Origin of the sequence: Streptomyces sp. NPDC051243 (genome assembly GCF_044455405.1) — a bacterium.
Taxonomy (GTDB): domain Bacteria; phylum Actinomycetota; class Actinomycetes; order Streptomycetales; family Streptomycetaceae; genus Streptomyces.
This window is the reverse complement of the sequence record NZ_JBITES010000003.1, coordinates 169,143-187,504: the sequence shown is the minus strand read 5'-3', so window position 1 is coordinate 187,504 and position 18,362 is coordinate 169,143. Positions and strand designations below refer to the sequence as shown.

Below are 18,362 nucleotides of genomic sequence, written 5' to 3'. Positions count from 1 at the left end.
GGTTCATGGCGAAAGACAGTGCTAGTGAGACCGGTCGTCCCGAGCTTCGGGTACTGCGGCAGGACAAGTGGGACGTCTGGTACGACACGCTCGTCCGCGCCTTCGGCGGCGTCCCGGAGGCGGCCGAGGAGCGGGAGTTGTGGAACGCGCTCACCGAGATCGACCGTTCCATCGGCGCCTGGGACGGGGACGCGTGCGTGGGGACGGCCGGTGCGTTCAGCTTCCGGCTCACCGTGCCCGGCGGGGCCGCCGTACCCGCCGCCGGGGTCACGATGGTCAGCGTCGCCGCCACCCACCGCCGGCGCGGGGTGCTGACGTCGATGATGCGGCGGCAGCTGGACGATGTGCGCGAGTGGGGTTGGCCGCTGGCGGTGCTCACCGCCTCCGAGCCGGAGATCTACGGCCGGTTCGGCTACGGCGTCGGCACCTTCCAGGTGAGCACCGAGATCGACACGACACGGGTGCGGCTGTCGGTGCCGCCCGGCACCGATGACGTACGGCTGCGCTACGCCGTACCGGCCGACGTCCTCGACGTCTGCGAGGCCCTGTACGCGCGCAAGGTGACCGAGCGGCCGGGGATGATCGCCCGGCTGCCCGGCTGGGAGCGGCTCGGGGTGCACGATCCGGAGAGCGAGCGGGAGGGGGCTTCGCCGCTGCAGTGCGTGCTGGCGGAACGCGATGGTGAGGTCGTCGGGTACGCGCGCTTCCATGTCAAGCCGGAGTGGGACGGCAACGGGCCCAAGGGCGCGGTGCGGTTGCGGGACGTGCAGGCCCTCGACCCCGCGGCGCAGGCGGCACTGTGGCGGTTCCTGTTCGGCATCGACCTGACGTCCACGGTGAAGGCGTACGCGCGGCCGGTCGACGAGGCGTGGCAGTACCAGGTGTCCGACATCCGGCGGTGTGCCGTGCGGGTGCGGGACGCGCTTCATGTACGGCTGGTGGACGTCGGGGCCGCTCTGGCGGCGCGGACGTATCAGGCGCCGGTGGATGTGGTGTTCGACGTGGAGGACGCCTTCTGCCCCTGGAACACCGGGCGTTGGCGGCTGAGCGGGGATGCCAAGGGTGCGTCGTGCGAGCGTACGGCGGATGCGGCCGATCTTTCGTTGTCCATACGGGAGTTGGGGGCGGCCTACCTCGGTGGCGTGAGCCTCGCGGCGCTGGGGGCGGCCGGGCGGGTACGGGAGTTGCGGCAGGGAGCGCTGGGTGAGGCGTCGGTGGGGTTCGCCTCGGCTGTGGCGCCGTGGCTGCCGCACGGGTTCTGAGGCGGGGTGAATTGCCCTGGGGCGGCGGCGTCCGATCCCCCTGGGGCGGCGTCCGAATGCCCTGGCGCTATGGCGTCTGGCAGTCCGGGCACCAGAACAGATTGCGGGCGGCGAGGTCGGCGGTGCGGATTTCGCCGCCACAGATGTGGCAGGGCAGGTTGGCCCGGCGGTAGACGTAGACCTCGCCGCCGTGGTCGTCGACGCGCGGCGGGCGGCCCATCGCCTCGGGGGTGTGCTCGGGGCGGACGGTGTCGATGCGGTTGTTGCGGACGCCCTCGCGCATCAGCTCGACGAGGTCCGTCCAGATCGCGTCCCACTGCACGGGGGTGATGTCCCTGCCCGCGCGGTACGGGTCGATGCGGTGCCGGAAGAGGACCTCGGCACGGTAGACGTTGCCCACACCCGCGATGACCTTCTGGTCCATGAGCAGCGCGGCGATGGTCGTACGGCTGCGGGAGATCCGTCGGTATGCCAGGTGCGGGTCGGCGTCGGTGTCCGCGCGGAGGGGGTCGGGGCCCAGGCGGTCGTGTATCGCCTGCTTCTCGGAGTGCGTGATCAGGGCGCACGTGGTGGGGCCGCGGAGGTCGACGTATGCGGTGGCGTTGGCCAGGCGGAGGCGGACGGTGTCCGTGGGTGGGGGTGCGGGGGCGTCGCCGAAGTTGACCTTGCCGAAGAGGCCGAGGTGGATGTGGATCCAGTCGGTGTCGCGGAACCCGAGGAAGAGGTGTTTGCCGTGGGCCTCGGTGTGGGTGAGTTCGGCGCCGTCGAGGAGGGCCGCGGCGTCGGAGAACTTGCCCTGGGGGCTGGTGACGTGCACTGCCGTGCCGGCGAACCGGCTCGCGTAGTCCTGGGCGAGCCGGTGGATCGTGTGCCCTTCCGGCACGGTTGCGGTCCCTTCGTGTGCCTCTGCTGCGTCGGCTGACGCCGGGAGATTCTCGCCCCCGCCGCCCCTACCCGTCCCGTCCCGTCCCCCCAGGGGCGCTGCCCCTTCGACCCTCGGTCATTCTGGGGGCTGCCGCCCCCAGACCCCGCTTCGGCCCCTAAAGGGCCTCGTCCTCAAACTCCCCCAAGCTCTTCGAGCAGGGGGGACCCCCAGACGGGCTGAAAGACCGGACCGGCGTTCAGAGGTGACCTGCGGAAGCTACTGCTGCGGGTGGTGCGCCGGGATCGGGGGCAGGTCGCCTGTCGTCTCGTAGGACGCGAGCATGTCGATGCGGCGGGTGTGACGCTCGTCACCGGAGTACGGCGTACCCAGGAACGTCTCGACGAACTTCGTCGCCTCCTCCGTCGTGTGCATGCGCGCACCCACCGCGACGACGTTGGCGTTGTTGTGCTGGCGGCCCAGCGCGGCCGTCTCCTCGCTCCAGGCCAGCGCCGCGCGGACGCCCTTCACCTTGTTCGCGGCGATCTGCTCGCCGTTGCCGGAGCCGCCGATCACGATGCCGAGGGAGTCGGCGTCCGCGGCCGTCCGCTCCGCCGCGCGGAGGCAGAAGGGCGGGTAGTCGTCCTGGGCGTCGTAGATGTGAGGGCCGCAGTCGACCGGCTCGTGGCCGGCCGCTTTCAGCCACTCGACGAGGTGGTTCTTGAGTTCGAAGCCCGCATGGTCGGAGCCGAGATACACGCGCATGGAACGAGTGTGACACGGCTGTTTCCGGGCAGCAGCGTCGGGTGTCGATCGCGTCAAATGTGACGCACGCAATGGAAGCTCAAGGAAACCTCAAGTAACAATCCCGAATCAAAGGTTCCCGAATCAGTTCTCCTCCGATTCACTGGTCCGACTCGTACACCGCTCGTTCACCACCCGTACGAGAACCGCTCCCCACGGCGCAAAGGAAATCCGTTCCATGACTTCGCAGCCGACCCAGAAGACGGCCGGATCGGCCGGACCGGCCGGATCCGCTCCCGGCGGTCACGGTGGTCACGGCCTACAGGCCGGGCTCAAGAACCGCCATCTCTCCATGATCGCCATCGGCGGTGTCATCGGCGCCGGACTCTTCGTCGGGTCCAGCTCCGGTATCGCCACCGCCGGCCCCGGCATCCTCCTCTCCTACGCCCTCGTCGGCACGCTCGTGGTGCTGGTGATGCGGATGCTGGGTGAGATGTCCGCGGCCAACCCGACCTCCGGGTCGTTCTCCGCCCACGCCGACCGGGCGCTCGGGCGCTGGGCCGGGTTCTCCATCGGCTGGCTGTACTGGTTCTTCTGGGTCGTCGTGCTGGCGGTCGAGGCGACCGCCGGTGCGGTGATCCTGGAGGGCTGGATTCCGGCCGTGCCGCAGTGGGCCTGGGCGCTCATCGTGATGGTGGTGCTGACCGCCACCAACCTCGTCTCCGTCGGGTCCTACGGCGAGTTCGAGTTCTGGTTCGCCGGGATCAAGGTCGTCGCGATCGCCGCGTTCATCGTCATCGGCGGTCTGGCCGTCTTCGGGCTGCTGCCGGGCGTCGACAGCGACCAGGCCGGAATCAGCAACCTCACCGAACACGGCGGCTTCCTGCCGAACGGCGCCGGAGCCATCCTCACCGGTGTACTGCTCGTCGTCTTCTCCTTCATGGGCAGCGAGATCGCCACCCTGGCCGCCGGTGAGTCCGAGAACCCGCAGCAGGCCGTCACCAAGGCCACCAACAGCATCATCTGGCGAGTCGCCGTCTTCTACCTCGGCTCGATCTTCGTCGTGGTGTCCCTGCTGCCGTGGGACAGCAAGTCCATCGCCAAGGACGGCTCGTACGTCGCCGCGCTCGACTCCCTCGGTATCCCGCACGCCGGTCAGATCATGAACTTCATCGTGCTGACCTCGGTGCTGTCCTGCCTGAACTCCGGCCTCTACACCGCCTCCCGCATGGCCTTCTCCCTCGGCGAGCGCGGTGACGCCCCGAAGGCCTTCGCCCGCACGACCGGCAACGGCGTACCGCGCACGGCGATCCTGGCCTCCGTCGTCTTCGGGTTCGTGGCGGTGTTCTTCAACTACGCCTACCCGGACTCCGTCTTCCTCTTCCTCGTCAACTCCTCCGGCGCGGTCGCCCTGTTCGTCTGGCTGGTCATCTGCTTCTCGCAGCTGCGCATGCGCAAGATCATCCAGGCCGAGGCGCCGGAGAAGCTGGTCGTGAAGATGTGGCTGTACCCGTACCTGACCTGGGCCACGGCCGCGCTGATCGTCTTCGTCCTCGGCTACATGCTCACCGACACCGAGCACGACGGCCGCAAGACCGTACTGCTGTCGCTTCTCGTGGCGGCGCTCGTGCTGGTGACCGCCTTCGTGAAGGAGAAGGTCGGCCGTGGGCGCGCGGCGCAGGTCGAGGTGACCGCCTCGGCCGCACCGCGCGACGAGGTCAAGACCGGCTGAGTCCCGGCTCAGGCCGCGGCTGAGGCCGTCGACTGCCTGTGGAGGGGGGGGGGGGGGGGGGGGGGGGGGGGGGGGGGGCGCCGCCCCCCCCCCCCCCCCCTCCCTTTTTCCCCTACGGTTACGGTCACAGCACCGTGAAGCCGTCCTTCACCTTCTCGTAGGTCCGCAGGGCCTCGGTCTCGATGTCCGGCTGGTACCAGGTGTTGATCTGGTACGACGTGGCGTCCACGGTGAAGCCCAGCAGCCGGGCGTGCCAGGGGACGCCCTGCAGCGTGAAGGTGTACTCCCAGACGACCGCCGGATGCCCGCGGAACGTCGTCCGCTCCAGACGGATCTTGCGGTACTGCTGCCCCTGCTGGGCGTTCTTCTCCGACTTCTGCCAGGAGTCCATCAGGTCGTCGCGGGCCAGGGACGACTTGGCGGCGAGTTCCTGCTTGGCGTCCGGTGACGTGTAGTGCACCTCCGACCCGGTCTTGACGTCCCGCCGCCAGCCCTCGGGCGGCACCCACGCGAACCCGCCCGCCTCCCGGCGCGACCCCGGCGGCAGGCTCTGCGGCCTGGACGTGCCCTCGACCGTGGACGACGGGCCGGCGCCCGGGGAGGACTCCGCCGAGGCGGACGCCGAGGATCCGGCTTCCTTGCCTCCCGGCGACCCCAAGTCGGTCGCCAGGACGACCGCCACGACAGCGCCCGCCGCGACGACACCGACGGCGATACGGCCCGTATGACGCCGCCCACGCCGGGGTGCGGCCGGCACCGGCGGGCCGGGGAGCTCTCCGGGCGGCATCGGGTTGTACGGCCGTGCGGCGCCGGGCGAGAACTCCGGCTCCGGGGCCGGCCGCCGCTCGGTCACCGCTTCGGCTCGGGACAGGGAAACACCGGCACGGCGGGGGATGGGAGTCCCGGGCGGAGCGAGGGCGGACGAGGCAGATGTGGCTGAGGAGGAAGCTGTGGCCGAAGAAGAGTCGGTGGGCGTTGGGGCCGGCTCGGTGCTCGAGGGCTGCGGGGGTATCGCGTCCTGTACGGCGGCGTCCGGTACGGCGGCGGCGTCCGGTCCCCGGGGGTCGCGCGGGATGGCATCCGGCGTCGGCTCGGGTTCGACCACCGGCATCACCGGCATCACCGGCATCACCGCCATCGTCGGCACGGGCGGCGTCGGAAAGGCCACCGGCTGCAGTGCCGTCTCCAGATCGTCCAGGCCGGGCCGGGCCGACGGGTCCTTCTCCAGGAGGGCGGCGAGTATGTCCCTCAACGGCCCCGCCGTCGGTGGCAGTTCGGGCTCCTCGTACAGGACCGCGTGCAGGGTTGCCAGGGTCGTGTCGCGGGAGAACGGGGAGCGTCCGGCCAGGGCCGCGCTCAGCGTGGCGCCCAGGGACCAGATGTCGGACGGTGGGCCCTGGGGGCGGCCGGAGACCCGCTCGGGGGCCATGTAGTCCGGCGATCCGACCAGCATGCCGACCATGGTGAGGGCCTTCGCGTCCTGGATCGCCGCGATGCCGAAGTCCGTCAGCACCACCCGCCCCCGCCCGCTCGGCCCCTGCGCCTCGGCCTCCACCAGGACGTTGCCCGGCTTGATGTCCCGGTGCAGGACGCCGCGGGCGTGGACCTGGCGCAGTGCCGCCACCAGGCCCACGCCGAGCCGGGCCGTTTCGCAGGCGCCGAGAGGGCCCTCCTCCGCCACGATCCGTTCCAGGGAGCGGCCGGCCACCAACTCCATGACGATCCACAGGCGTTCGCCCTCGTCGACCACGTCGTAGACCCGCACGACGTTGGGGTGGTCGATCCGCGCCGTCGCCCGCGCCTCGCGCAGGGTGCGTTCACGGCGGGTGCGGGTGTCCTCCGGGTCGAGGCCGTCGATGCGCATCTCCTTGACGGCGACCAGCCGATCGAGCATTTCGTCGACGGCTCGCCACACACGCCCCATTCCCCCCTGGCCGATACTCTCGACCAACCGGTAGCGCCCGGTCACCAATAACCCCGGAAGCCCGCCGCTTCTCGTATTCCCCGAGGTTCCCGCATCACCCGCGTCACCCGCATTACCCGCGGCTCCCGCGTTTCCCGCATTTCCCGTGTTCCCCGGCAATCCACTGCACCCCCTCGAAGCCGCATCGGACTTCCGCCATTGAAACACAATGGTCACACTTCGTGCCGTACCAGCATAGTGCGGAGAAATCTTGTGGTAGCTCTTCAAGTACTGCGAATTCAGGCGCAGGCAAGGGGGGCGAACATGAGTTCTCGTCGCACGACGGCCATCGCGGGATCGCTGGTCGTGGCATCTTTCTCGGCAGTGCTGATTCTTTCCGCCACTGCCGGCGCGGACGACCAGGGACCCGGCAGCAGCAAGGGCGGAAAGGTCATCGACGAGGCGCCGGCCGGTGTGGAACTGACCACTGAGCTGCCCGAAAAAATCTCGGTGGACAACAGTTCGCAAGAAACCGACATCACCGCCACGGTGAAGAACGAAGGGACCAAGGACAGCGGAGAGATCAGGCTTCTGGTCGTCGGATTCGACGGCCTCACCGTCAAGAATGTCGAGGGCTGTTCAGCGATCGAGGAAAGCGGTCTTCCGGAGGGCTCGAACAGCGGATTCAGCTGCCCCATCGACAATCTCCCCGCCGGTGAGTCGAAGTCGTACGCCGTCGACGCGACGTACGACCTGAGCAAGACCGGCAAGATCTGCCTTCCCGTCCAGACCGGTGACGGCAAGAAGACGTACTGGCAGCAGGGCCCGGTGCCGTTCGGTACGACGAACCCGTCGCCCGACGCCCCGGCCACCCCGCTGCTCCTCGGCACCGACAACAAGCCGGTCGCGCCGGGCGCCGACGAGCTGCCCAAGACCGGCCTCGGCCGTGACGTCCTGCCACTGGGCGCGGCCGGAGCGGCGCTGATCGCGGCGGGCGCGGCCGGACTGTGGTGGTCGCAGCTGCGGCGGCCGAGGAAGCCGCAGGAAGGCTGAGCGGCAGCACCACCGCAACACCAAGAGGCTCGCCGGGGCTGCGGCAGCAGCGGAACCGGCGAGCCTCTTGGGCGAGAACCAGGCGAGAACCAGGCGAGAACTAGCGGTTGGCCAGCTTCCACGCGGTGGGCAGCGCGCCCATCGCCAGAGCCGCCTTCAGGGCGTCGCCGATCAGGAACGGGGTGAGGCCTGCCGCGACGGCCGCGGAGGCCGACATGCCGGTGGCGAGGGCCAGGTAGGGGACGCCGACGGCGTAGATGATCGCCTCGCCGAGCAGCATCGCGCCGGCCGTGCGCAGCACCGTGCGGTCGGCGCCGCGGCGGGCCAGGGCGCCGACGACGGTGGAGGCGAGGATCATGCCGAGGATGTAGCCGAAGGACGGGGCCGTGGCGCCGGAGGTGCCGTCCGCGAACCACGGCACGCCCGCGATGCCCGCCAGCGCGTACAGCGCGAGGGAGAGGAAGCCGCGGCCGGCGCCGAGGGCCGTACCGACCAGCAGCACCGCGAGGGTCTGGCCGGTCACCGGCACCGGGGAGCCCGGCACGGGCACGGAGATCTGGGCGGCGAGGCCGGTGAGCGCGGCACCGCCGACGACCAGCGCGATGTCGCGGACTCGGGAGGCCGGGAGCAGGTCGGCGAGGACCTGCCCGGTGCGGGCGGGGGCGGCGGCAGCGGTGCTCATGGGGACTCCGCGGATCGGTGATGTGGGCAGGCTGGGACCCGTTGACGCTATCCCAGGCCGTTGCGCCCGATCACCGTCAGTAGTCAACAAAGGGGGAGTCGCGCACTTGGTGTGCTCCGTACAAAGACTGCCGGTAACACCGAGCCCGGGGTGATACCGGTCACGGCGACAGGGAGGCCTGACTCACGCCCGACAGGGCCGTCACACAGCGTATGCGCAGTGTCCGGATAGTGGACGTCCGCCGCCTCTGAGCGGGGAGGACAACCAGACTGTGGGCGTTTTTGCCCATCTCACGCATTGGACGAGCCGCGCCCATGCAGAACAGCTCCACAGAGACGCCCCCCGAGGCGGAAGCCGTCTCCCCCGGACTGAACCACGGCCTCAAGCAGCGCCATCTGTCGATGATCGCCCTGGGCGGTGTCATCGGCGCGGGCCTGTTCGTGGGGTCCGGTGCCGGAATCGCCGCCGCCGGGCCCTCGATCGTCGTCGCCTACATCCTCTCCGGCCTCCTGGTGATGCTGGTGATGCGGATGCTCGGCGAGATGTCGGCCGCGTACCCCTCGTCCGGTTCCTTCTCGGCGCATGCCGAGCGGGCCATCGGCCCCTGGGCGGGCTTCACGGCCGGCTGGTCGTTCTGGGTACTGCTCTGTACGGCCGTCGGCCTGGAGGGCATCGGCGCCGCGAAGATCGTCACGACCTGGCTGCCGCACACGCCGGAGTGGGCGTGGGTGGCGCTGTTCATGGTCGTCTTCTGCGGCGCGAACCTGGCCGCCGTCAAGAACTTCGGCGAGTTCGAGTTCTGGTTCGCCGCGCTGAAGGTCGGCGCGATCACGCTGTTCCTGGTGCTGGGCGGGCTGGCGATCGCCGGTGTGCTGCCGGGCACGGACGCGCCGGGGGTCACGAACCTCACCGGTGAGGGCGGTTTCCTGCCCAATGGCAGCGAGGGCCTGATCATCGGCTTGCTGGCCTCCGTCTTCGCCTACGGCGGCATGGAGACGGTCACCATCGCGGCGGCCGAGTCGGAGAATCCGGTCAGCGGTGTGGCGAGCGCGGTGCGCACGGCCATGTGGCGCATCGCCCTCTTCTACATCGGCTCGATGGCGGTGGTCGTCACCCTCGTCCCCTGGGACTCGAAGGAGATCGTCGAGAAGGGCCCGTACGTCGCCGCCCTCGACCACCTCGGCATCCCCGGCGCCGGCCAGCTCATGAACGTGGTGGTCCTGGTGGCCCTGCTGAGCGCCATGAACGCCAACATCTACGGCTCCTCGCGCATCGCGTACTCCCTCGTCCAGCGCGGGCAGGGGCCGAAGGCGCTGGGCCGGGTGTCGGGCGGGGTGCCGCGGATCGCCGTCCTCGCGTCCTCGGTGTTCGGCTTCGTGTGCGTGGTGCTGAGCTACTGGCGGCCGGACGACGTCTTCCCCTGGCTGCTGAACATGATCGGCGCGGTGATCCTGGTCGTCTGGATCTTCATCGCCGTCTCCCAGCTGCGGCTGCGCCGCCGGCTGGAGCGGGAGGCACCGGAGAAGCTGGTCGTGCGGATGTGGGCGTTCCCGGTGCTGACGTGGGTCGCGCTGGCGGGGATGGTGGCGATCTTCGTCCTCATGGCCCGGGAGCCGGACACCCGGGTGCAGCTGTACTCGACGGGTGGGATGACGCTGTTCCTGGCGGTCGTCGGGTACGCCTGGCAGAAGACGCGCGCCAAGAGCTGAGGCGCCGCGACGCCGCTCCTACGGCACCAAAGCCCCCGTGTGATCCACACGGGGGCTTTTTGCTGTTAGCTTGTTGTTGCAAGTTACTTGCAATAAGAGCTCTGAGGGGACCCTTCATGCCCGTCTACACACTCCCTGAACTGCCCTACGACTACTCCGCGCTCGCGCCCGTGATCAGCCCCGAGATCATCGAGCTGCACCACGACAAGCACCACGCGGCCTATGTGAAGGGCGCCAACGACACCCTGGAGCAGCTCGCGGAGGCGCGGGACAAGGAGCAGTGGGGCGCGATCAACGGCCTGGAGAAGAACCTGGCCTTCCATCTGTCCGGGCACATCCTGCACAGCATCTACTGGCACAACATGACCGGTGACGGCGGCGGCGAGCCGCTCGCCGCGGACGGGGTGGGCGAGCTGGCGGACGCCATCGCCGAGTCCTTCGGGTCGTACGCCCATTTCAAGGCGCAGCTGTCCAAGGCCGCCGCGACCACGCAGGGTTCGGGCTGGGGTGTACTCGCGTACGAGCCGCTGAGCGGGCGGCTGATCGTCGAGCAGGTCTACGACCACCAGGGCAACGTCGGGCAGGGCGCCACCCCGATCCTCGTCTTCGACGCCTGGGAGCACGCCTTCTACCTGCAGTACCGCAACCAGAAGGTCGACTTCATCGAGGCCATGTGGCAGGTCGTCAACTGGCAGGACGTCGCCCGTCGTTACGAGGCCGCCAAGTCCCGTACCGATGTGCTGCTGCTCGCCCCTTGAGCCGCCCTTGAGCCGTCCGTGAGTCGTCCTGCCTCGTGATCGTCTTCTCACCCTTCACGAACGGCAGGCGGAAAGAAGGAAGCCCCCGCGAGGACCTGACTCGCGGGGGCTTCCCGTTGCCGGGAGGCGGGTGTCAGGGCTTGCGGCCCAGGCCGCCGTGCTGGCCGATCGGGCGGGGCTCCTCGTCGCCCGCCTCGGGATGCCAGAGGGGGACGGAGACGATGCCCGGGTCCACCAGCTCCAGGCCCTCGAAGTAACCGGCGATCTGGTCGACCGGGCGCAGGAAGTACGGGACGGCGCCGGTCTCGTTGTAGGCGTCCTGGGCCTGCTCGTAGGCCGGGTCGGTGCCTCGGGAGCCCTCGTTGAGGGAGAGGTAGCTGCCCGCGGGCAGGCCGGCCAGGAGGCCGCGGACGATGTCGCGGGCCTGGTCGTAGTCGGCGACGTGGCCGAGGATGCCGCTGAGGATCAGGGCCGTGGGGCGGGAGAGGTCGAGGGTGCGCGAGGCCGCTTCCAGGATCTTCTCCGGCTCGTAGAGGCTCAGGTCCTCGTACGCCGTCACGCCCTCCGGCGTGGAGGTGAGCAGGGCGCGGGCGTGCGCCAGGACCAGGGGGTCGTTGTCGACGTAGACGATCCTCGACTCGGGGGCGATGCGCTGGGCCACCTCGTGCGTGTTGTCGACGGTCGGCAGGCCCGTGCCGACGTCGAGGAACTGCCGTACGCCCGCCTCCGACACCAGGTACCGGATGCTGCGGCCCAGGAAGGCCCGGCTGCTGCGGGCGATGGTGACGATGCCGGGGAAGACGGCGGTGTAGGCGTCGCCCGCCGCCTCGTCCACGGGGTAGTTGTCCTTGCCGCCCAGCCAGTAGTTCCAGATGCGGGCCGAGTGCGGTACCGAGGTGTCGATCTCCGTCATGCGCCCATGGTGCTACGGCAGATCGGGCTCGCAGGGCACATTGAGGGAGAGAAGTGCGGCGGATCCATCGGTTTTTACGAGGAGTTCGCTGATCGCGGCGTTGCGCAACCGGGGGAACACTCTGCGGTACTCCCCGGCGGGGATCGACAGCAGCGTGCACAGCACCAGGCGGAAGAGGGTGTTGTGGGCGACCACGAGGACGCGCTCACCCGGGTGGGCGGCGGCGATGCGACGCAGGGCGGCGGCACCGCGTTCGGCGGCGGCGACGGGGTTCTCGGCCGCCGGGAACGGGTTGGCCACCGGGTCCGCGCGGAACGCCTCCGCGGCCGCCGGGTTCTCGGCCTCGAACTCCGCGAGCGTACGGCCCTCCAGCACGCCGAAGTCGCATTCGCGGAGGTCGGGTTCGCGGTGCGGGGTGAGGCCGAGGGCCCGGCAGGCGGGTTCTGCGGTGGCGACGGCACGGGAGAGGGGCGAGGTCCAGATCGCGTCGACCGGGTGGGCGGCGGCCCAGCGGGCGAGGGCGTCGGCCTGGGCTCGGCCGGTGGCGGTGAGGGGGATGTCGCTGATGCCGGCGTAGCGGTTCTCGGCGTGCCAGGTGGTTTGGCCGTGGCGGGCGAGGAGGAGGGTCGTGGCTGTGGTCATGGGCGGTCCAGAGGTGCTCGGTGGGTGGGGCTGAGGTCGGGGGGTGCGCAGCCCGGCGCGACGGGGTGCCGCCTGCGCCCACCCGTGTCGCCCCAGCGGCACGACTGCCCGCAGGCTGGGCGGGACGCCTGGCTGAAGGCTGGCGGCACTGCAACCCCCTAGGGGCGCGGGGAACTGCGCGACCGGCCACAACGAGCCCGCAGCCGCCGTCGAACCCAAGGCCCCGAGCTCGTGGGCTGGGTACGTTCATGAAGCAGAAGTATCCACCTCCAGGCGCGCGTGGGCGTGCGCGGCGACCAGTGGCGGCAGCCAGCCCCGAGCCGTCAGTTCGTCGATCAGGCGGGCGTACGGTTCCGCGAAGCGGGCGGTGCGGTCGGGGCGGGGTTCGACCGTCGTGCCGACGCGGACCATACCTTCCGCGGCCTCCGCGAGATGCGGCGCCGCGCCCGTGCCGTACGCCGCCAGCGCGGCCATCCCCAGGGCCGGTTCCGTCTGCTGCGGTACGCGGGCCGGGCGGCCCAGGACGTCGGCGCGCAGTTGGTTCCAGTACGGGCTGCGGGCGGCGCCGCCCGTGAAGGTGAGGGAGCCGTCGAGGGGGGCGCCGAGGTGGTGCAGGTAGTCCAGGCACAGGCGTTCGGTGAAGGCGACGCCCTGCAGGAGCGCGGCCCACAGGTCGGCGTCCGACTCCGGTTCGCCCAGGACGAGTGCGCAGGCATCGGGGGCCAGGAACGGGAAGCGTTCCCCGGGTGACACCAGGGGGTACGCGATCGCGCCCGACGGCTCGTACGCGGCGGCCCGCGCGTCCATGGCCGAAGGATCCGCGCCCGGGAACGCCGCCGTGAGCACGCCCGCGCCCACGCTGGAGGCGCCGCCGGGCAGCCAACTGCCGTCCGGGGCACGGTGGTTGTAGACCACGCCGGTCGGGTCCCGGACCGGGGCCGGGGCCGCGCCCTTGAGGACCAGCGTGGTGCCGAGCACCGAGTTCCAGGAGCCGGGGCGCAGGGCGGCGGAGGCGATCTGGGCCGCGCAGCCGTCGGTCATGCCGGCGATGACGGGGGTGCCGGCGGGGATGCCGGTGGCCTCGGCGGCGGTCGCGGAGACCTCGCCGAGCGGGGTGCCGGGGCGGACGACGTCCGGGATCGCCGTGTCGGACAGGCCGAGGCGGGGCAGCATGGCAGGCCAGGCGTCGCGCTCCAGGTCGTAGCCGGTCTTGAGGGCGTGGCTGGAGTCGGCCGGGGGCAGCTCGCCGGTGAGGAGGGAGACGATCAGGTCCGGCTGGTGGGTGACCCGGCCGTGGCCGAAGTTCTCGGTCAGCCAGAGCAGCTTGGGCAGCGCCCAGGTGTCCTGCACGCCGATCCCCGCCATCCGCGCCCGCGCCGCCTGAGCCGTCGCGCGCCCGTCGTCGTACATCAACGCGGGGCTCATCGGCCGCCCCGCCCCGTCCGTCAGCAGCACGGTCCCGGACGTCCCGCACACCGCGAGCCCGCCGACCCGCACGCCCCGCAAGGAGCCGAGAGCGGACCGGGACGCCGCGCACAGCCCGTCCCACCACTCGGCCGGATCCTGCTCGTGCCGCACGCCGTCCCGCCGCCCGCCGAGGGGCGCCGAGCCGCTGCCGAGGACCGTGCCGTCCTCGGTGACCAGCAGTACGCGGACGCTCTGGGTGCCCAGGTCGATCCCGAGCCATGCCTCCTGCTCCTGCTCCATCCGGACCTCCCGCACATCTCGATCCGTGAACTTCACACTCTGCCCTGAGATTTTCCCCTGCGCGAGGGATTGACGCCCAACTTCCGCCGTTCCACCCTCTGTTAGCGAGTCGACTCGCCGTGTTAACCCCCGAGCACCGGACCCAGCCCCACGTGGAGGTCACGGATGGACACGCACGTGCACGACCGCCGACGTTTCCTGGCACTGAGCGCCGCCCTGGCCGCCACGCCCGTCCTCTCCGCCTGCGGTGCCGGGTTCGGCGGTGACGACGGCAAGAGCGACGGCTCGGCCGCGGACGACGTCACCGGCTCCTTCGACTGGAAGCGCGAGAAGGGCACGACCGTCAAGGCACTGCTCAACAAGCACCCGTACACGGACGCCCTGGTCGCCGACCTGAAGGCCTTCACCGAGAAGACCGGCATCAAGGTCGAGTACGACGTCTTCCCCGAGGACAACTACTTCGACAAACTCACCGTCGACCTGTCCAGCGGACGCGCCTCGTACGACGTCTTCATGCTCGGCGCGTACATGGTCTGGCAGTACGGACCGCCGGGCTGGCTCGAGGACCTCGGGCCCTGGATGCGCAACTCCTCGGCCACCGGCGCCGAATGGGACCAGGCCGACTTCTTCCCGAACCTCCTCCAGGCCGACCAGTGGTCCCTCAAGGCCGGCGCACCACTCGGGCAGGGCGGGCAGTACGCGCTGCCGTGGGGCTGGGAGACCAACGTCGTCGCCTACAACACGGACGTCTTCAAGCGGCTCGGGCTGAAGCCCGCCGAGACCTTCGACGAGCTGCGCGACATCGCCGGCGTCATCAAGCGGAAAGCTACCGGTGCCGGTTTCGACGGCATGTACGGGATCGCCGTACGGGGATCGAGGAGCTGGGCCACCATCCACCCCGGCTTCATGACCATGTACGCCCGCAACGGGCTCAAGGACTTCACGGTCTCCGGCGGGAAGCTCACACCCGCCATGAACACCCCGGAGGCCGTCGCCTTCACCGAGGACTGGGCCGGCATGGTCAAGCAGGGCGGGCCGCCGTCCTGGACGTCGTACACCTGGTACCAGTGCTCCAGCGACCTCGGCGCGAAGAAGGCCGGGATGCTGTTCGACGCGGACACGGCGGCCTACTTCCAGGCGGTGGAGGGGGCGAGTCCCGCCTCCGGGAAGATCGCCTTCCATCCCGGGCCGAAGGGGCCCGACGGGTCGCTCGCCACCAACATGTGGATCTGGTCGCTCGGCATGAACGCCAAGAGCAAGAAGAAGAGCGCCAGTTGGCTGTTCCTGCAGTGGGCGACCGGCAAGGAGCACCTGCGCAGGAGCGCGATCACGCACAACCACATCGACCCGGTGCGCAAGTCGATCGCCGACGACGCCGCCTACAAGGACAAGATGAGGAACCTGCCCGGCTTCATCGAGACCTTCGAGACCGTCGTCGACCAGACGAAGATCCAGTTCACCCCGCAGGCGCAGTTCTTCGACGCGACCACCAGCTGGGCGGCGGCCCTGCAGGAGATCTACGGCGGCAAGGGCGCCGAGTCGGTCCTCGACGGGCTGGCGGGCGACCTCGCCGACAAGGTGGGCTAGCGCGATGGGATGGCGGCTCGCCCTGCGCCCGTACGTCCTGATCGTCCCCGCCCTGCTTCTGACCTGCGGGATCCTCTATCCCTTCGGGCTCGGCCTCTACTACACCCTGTTCGACTTCTCGGCGAGCAAGCCGCAGCCGGACATGGTGCGGTTCGAGAACTACGAGGCCGTCTTCACACAGGAGGCCTTCTGGAACTCGGCGTGGGTGACGGTGCTGTACGCGGTGGGGGCGGCCGTCGTGGAGACGGTGCTGGGTGTGGCCGTGGCGCTGCTGCTGCACCGGTCGACGATCGTGGGGCGGGTGCTGGAGAAGATCCTGATCCTGCCGCTGATGATCGCGCCGGTGATCGCGGCGATCATCTGGAAGCTGATGCTCCAGCCGTCGGTGGGGGTGGTGAACTACCTGCTCAAGCCCCTCGGGCTCGGTGGCGTGCAGTGGACGGACACCCCGACCGGCGCCCTGCTGTCGTCCATCGCCGTGGACGTGTGGGTCTACACGCCGTTCGTGGCGATCCTCGCCCTCGCCGGGCTGCGTTCGCTGCCCATCTCGCCCTTCGAGGCGGCGGCCGTCGACGGGGCGGGCTGGTGGTACACCTTCCGGCGGCTGACGCTGCCCATGCTGTGGCCGTACGTCCTCGTCGCGGTGATCTTCCGGTTCATGGACTCGCTGAAGGTGTTCGACATCATCTACGCCCTGACGGAGGGCGGCCCGGGGGACTCGACCGTCGTCCTGCAGATCCGGGCCTATCTGGAGGCGATCCGCTTCCAGCGGTACTCGTTCGGCATCAGCTACACGATCGTGCTCTGGGCCGTCGTGTATCTCGCCGCGATGGTGCTGGTGAAGCACCTGGGGAAGATCCAGCGGAAGGCGGCGGAGGTGGCTGCCAAGTGACCGTCAGGAAGCGTCTGCTGGGGTGGCTGGCCGATGCCGCCCTCATCCTCTACTTCGTCTTCGCGCTGTTCCCGATCGCCTGGATGGTGATCCTGTCGCTGAAGCCGGCGAACGAACTCTTCTCCACCTACTTCTCCTTCTCCCCCACCCTCGACGGCTACCGCACCGTCCTCGGCGACAGCGAGGGCATCCCGTTCGTGCGGTTCTTCGTCAACAGCCTGGTGGTGTCGCTGGGCGCGGTGGCCCTGTCGCTCCTCGTGGGGCTGCCGGCGGCGTACGCCTCGGCGCGCTGGCGGTTCAAGGGCTCGGAGAACCTGATGTTCACGCTCCTGTCGTTCCGGTTCGCGCCCGAACTGACCGTGATCATCCCGCTGTTCGTGCTGTACCAGAAGCTGGGGCTCTTCGACACGTACGTCGGCATGGTCTGGGTGCTCCAGCTGGTGACCCTCCCGCTGATCGTGTGGATCATGCGGTCGTACTTCGCCGACCTCACGCCGGAGCTGGAGCAGGCGGCGCTCCTTGACGGCTACACCCGCAAGCAGGCGTTCGTGAGGGTGGCGCTGCCGCTGGTCAAGCCGGGGGTGGCGGCCGTGTCGCTGCTCGCCTTCATCTTCGCCTGGAACAACTTCGTCTTCCCCCTCATCCTGACCTCCAACGAGGCCCAGACCGTGACCGTGGGCGCGCTGTCCTTCCTCGGCGGGGACCGGCCCAAGTACAACCTGACGGCGGCCGCCGCGCTGGTCTCCGTCGTACCGCCGCTGCTGCTGGCCCTCACCATCCAGCGGTATCTGGTGCGGGGCCTGTCGTTCGGGGCGGTGAAGTCATGATCCGTCTGTCGGGCGTCCGCAAGACCTACGGCAAGGTCACCGCACTCGACGACCTGGAACTGGACGTCCGGGAAGGCGAGTTCTTCTGCCTGCTCGGTCCCTCGGGCGCCGGCAAGACCACCACCCTGAAGACCGTCGCCGGGCTGGAGACCCCAGACGCCGGCACGGTCGAACTCGGCGGAAAGGACATGCGCGGCGTCGAGCCGTACGACCGTGGCGTCGCGATGTGCTTCGAGAGCTACGCCCTCTATCCGCACAAGTCGGCCTACGACAACCTGGCCTCGCCGCTGCGCTCCCCACGCCACCGCCTCCCCGCCGCGCAGGCGCGGGAGCGGATCGGCGAGATCGCCGAACTCCTCGGCATCTCGGCCCTGCTGGACCGCCCGGTCGGCCGGCTGTCCAACGGCCAGCGCCAGCGCGTCGCCCTCGGCCGGGTCCTGGTCCGCCCCGCCCGCGCCTTCCTCCTCGACGAACCCCTCTCCCACCTGGACGCCAAACTGCGCCAGCAGATGCGGGCCGAGCTGAAGGCGATCGGCGCGGTGCGGCGCACGACCACCCTCTACGTCACCCACGACTCCGTGGAGGCACTGGCGCTCGGCGACCGGATCGGGGTGATCCGGGACGGGCGGATCGTGCAGACGGGAACGCGGGAGGAGATCTGGTACCGGCCGTACGACACGGAGGTGGCGCGGGCCTTCGGGCGGCCCCGGATCAACCTGCTCCCGGGGACGATCGCGCCCGACGGCGGCTTCCGCTCCTCGGACGGCGAGGTCGAGCTGCCGATCCGTGCCGAGGCGGCCCCCGGTACGCAGGTCCTGATCGGCGTACGGCCCCGCGACCTCACCCTCGGCGAGAGCTCCGGCCACGAACTCACCGGGACCGTCTACGTCACCGAGGTGCTCGGCCGGTCCGTCGAGGTCACCGTCCGGCTCGGTGAGCGGCAGGTGTCCCTGGTCGCCCCGCGCGGCGACACGGCGGGGCTGCGTCCCGACGATCCGGTACGGCTGTCGGTCCGGCCTGAGAGCCTGCTCCTGTTCGAGGCCGACCGGCCGGAGCGTCCAGGACGAAGGATCGGACAGTGAACCGGGC

The 18,362-nt window shown here is 70.2% G+C and carries 16 protein-coding genes; 9 read left to right on the top strand and 7 right to left on the bottom strand.

Annotated elements, in window-relative coordinates; translation table 11 throughout:
- The first annotated feature begins 5 nt into the window (after positions 1–5).
- Positions 6–1,262 carry a GNAT family N-acetyltransferase gene (locus ACIBAG_RS08170; RefSeq protein WP_399102319.1) on the top strand — a complete coding sequence of 419 codons (1,257 nt, stop codon included), beginning with the start codon at positions 6–8 and terminating at the stop codon, positions 1,260–1,262.
- Positions 1,263–1,329: 67 nt separating this feature from the next.
- Here ACIBAG_RS08170 and ACIBAG_RS08165 read toward each other — a convergent pair whose 3' ends face one another.
- Both ACIBAG_RS08165 and ACIBAG_RS08160 read right to left on the bottom strand, forming a co-directional pair.
- Complete coding sequence (locus tag ACIBAG_RS08165) at positions 1,330–2,145, bottom strand: Fpg/Nei family DNA glycosylase (protein ID WP_399102317.1); 816 nt, start codon at positions 2,143–2,145, stop codon at positions 1,330–1,332.
- A gap of 258 nt (positions 2,146–2,403) precedes the next feature.
- Complete coding sequence (locus ACIBAG_RS08160) at positions 2,404–2,889, bottom strand: ribose-5-phosphate isomerase (protein ID WP_399102315.1); 486 nt, start codon at positions 2,887–2,889, stop codon at positions 2,404–2,406.
- Positions 2,890–3,106: 217 nt separating this feature from the next.
- Here ACIBAG_RS08160 and ACIBAG_RS08155 point away from each other — a divergent pair, with 217 nt between their 5' ends.
- Complete coding sequence (locus ACIBAG_RS08155) at positions 3,107–4,600, top strand: amino acid permease (protein ID WP_399102313.1); 1,494 nt, start codon at positions 3,107–3,109, stop codon at positions 4,598–4,600.
- 124 nt (positions 4,601–4,724) lie between these two features.
- Here the strand turns inward: ACIBAG_RS08155 and ACIBAG_RS08150 are convergent, their stop codons facing one another.
- The gene (locus ACIBAG_RS08150) at positions 4,725–6,569 is read right to left on the bottom strand and encodes a protein kinase (RefSeq protein ID WP_399102310.1); all 1,845 of its coding nucleotides are present in this window, start codon (positions 6,567–6,569) and stop codon (positions 4,725–4,727) included.
- 258 nt (positions 6,570–6,827) lie between these two features.
- Between ACIBAG_RS08150 and ACIBAG_RS08145 the strand changes: the two genes are divergently transcribed.
- Complete coding sequence (locus ACIBAG_RS08145; RefSeq protein ID WP_399102308.1) at positions 6,828–7,556, top strand: hypothetical protein; 729 nt, start codon at positions 6,828–6,830, stop codon at positions 7,554–7,556.
- Positions 7,557–7,656: 100 nt separating this feature from the next.
- Here ACIBAG_RS08145 and ACIBAG_RS08140 read toward each other — a convergent pair whose 3' ends face one another.
- The gene (locus ACIBAG_RS08140; protein WP_399102306.1) at positions 7,657–8,238 is read right to left on the bottom strand and encodes a biotin transporter BioY; all 582 of its coding nucleotides are present in this window, start codon (positions 8,236–8,238) and stop codon (positions 7,657–7,659) included.
- 314 nt (positions 8,239–8,552) lie between these two features.
- Here ACIBAG_RS08140 and ACIBAG_RS08135 point away from each other — a divergent pair, with 314 nt between their 5' ends.
- Both ACIBAG_RS08135 and ACIBAG_RS08130 read left to right on the top strand, forming a co-directional pair.
- Positions 8,553–9,947 (top strand): amino acid permease, encoded by a 1,395-nt coding sequence (locus tag ACIBAG_RS08135; protein ID WP_399102304.1) that lies wholly within the window; start codon positions 8,553–8,555, stop codon positions 9,945–9,947.
- A 116-nt stretch (positions 9,948–10,063) separates the two neighbouring features.
- Entirely contained in the window at positions 10,064–10,705 is a 642-nt protein-coding gene (locus ACIBAG_RS08130) for a superoxide dismutase (RefSeq protein WP_399102302.1), read from the top strand.
- Between the two features lie 133 nt (positions 10,706–10,838).
- Here the strand turns inward: ACIBAG_RS08130 and ACIBAG_RS08125 are convergent, their stop codons facing one another.
- The 3 genes from ACIBAG_RS08125 to ACIBAG_RS08115 form a co-directional block, all read right to left on the bottom strand.
- Positions 10,839–11,618, bottom strand: coding sequence for an SAM-dependent methyltransferase (locus ACIBAG_RS08125; protein WP_399102300.1), 780 nt, complete (start codon positions 11,616–11,618; stop codon positions 10,839–10,841).
- Between the two features lie 12 nt (positions 11,619–11,630).
- Positions 11,631–12,260, bottom strand: coding sequence for a histidine phosphatase family protein (locus ACIBAG_RS08120; RefSeq protein ID WP_399102298.1), 630 nt, complete (start codon positions 12,258–12,260; stop codon positions 11,631–11,633).
- 246 nt (positions 12,261–12,506) lie between these two features.
- Positions 12,507–13,967: an FGGY-family carbohydrate kinase gene (locus tag ACIBAG_RS08115; RefSeq protein WP_399102296.1), complete on the bottom strand. Its 1,461-nt coding sequence runs from the start codon at positions 13,965–13,967 to the stop codon at positions 12,507–12,509.
- Positions 13,968–14,132: 165 nt separating this feature from the next.
- Between ACIBAG_RS08115 and ACIBAG_RS08110 the strand changes: the two genes are divergently transcribed.
- Genes ACIBAG_RS08110 through ACIBAG_RS08095 form a run of 4 tightly spaced genes read left to right on the top strand, consistent with a single transcriptional unit; the run spans position 14,133 to position 18,355 of the window.
- Positions 14,133–15,554 carry an ABC transporter substrate-binding protein gene (locus ACIBAG_RS08110; RefSeq protein WP_399102294.1) on the top strand — a complete coding sequence of 474 codons (1,422 nt, stop codon included), beginning with the start codon at positions 14,133–14,135 and terminating at the stop codon, positions 15,552–15,554.
- Positions 15,555–15,558: 4 nt separating this feature from the next.
- Positions 15,559–16,446 (top strand): carbohydrate ABC transporter permease, encoded by an 888-nt coding sequence (locus ACIBAG_RS08105; protein WP_399102292.1) that lies wholly within the window; start codon positions 15,559–15,561, stop codon positions 16,444–16,446.
- On the top strand, positions 16,443–17,273 hold the full coding sequence (locus tag ACIBAG_RS08100; RefSeq protein WP_399102290.1) for a carbohydrate ABC transporter permease: 831 nt from the start codon (positions 16,443–16,445) through the stop codon (positions 17,271–17,273). Before ACIBAG_RS08105 ends, ACIBAG_RS08100 begins: the two co-directional genes overlap by 4 nt.
- The gene (locus ACIBAG_RS08095) at positions 17,270–18,355 is read left to right on the top strand and encodes an ABC transporter ATP-binding protein (protein ID WP_399102288.1); all 1,086 of its coding nucleotides are present in this window, start codon (positions 17,270–17,272) and stop codon (positions 18,353–18,355) included. Before ACIBAG_RS08100 ends, ACIBAG_RS08095 begins: the two co-directional genes overlap by 4 nt.
- Positions 18,356–18,362: the final 7 nt, after the last annotated feature.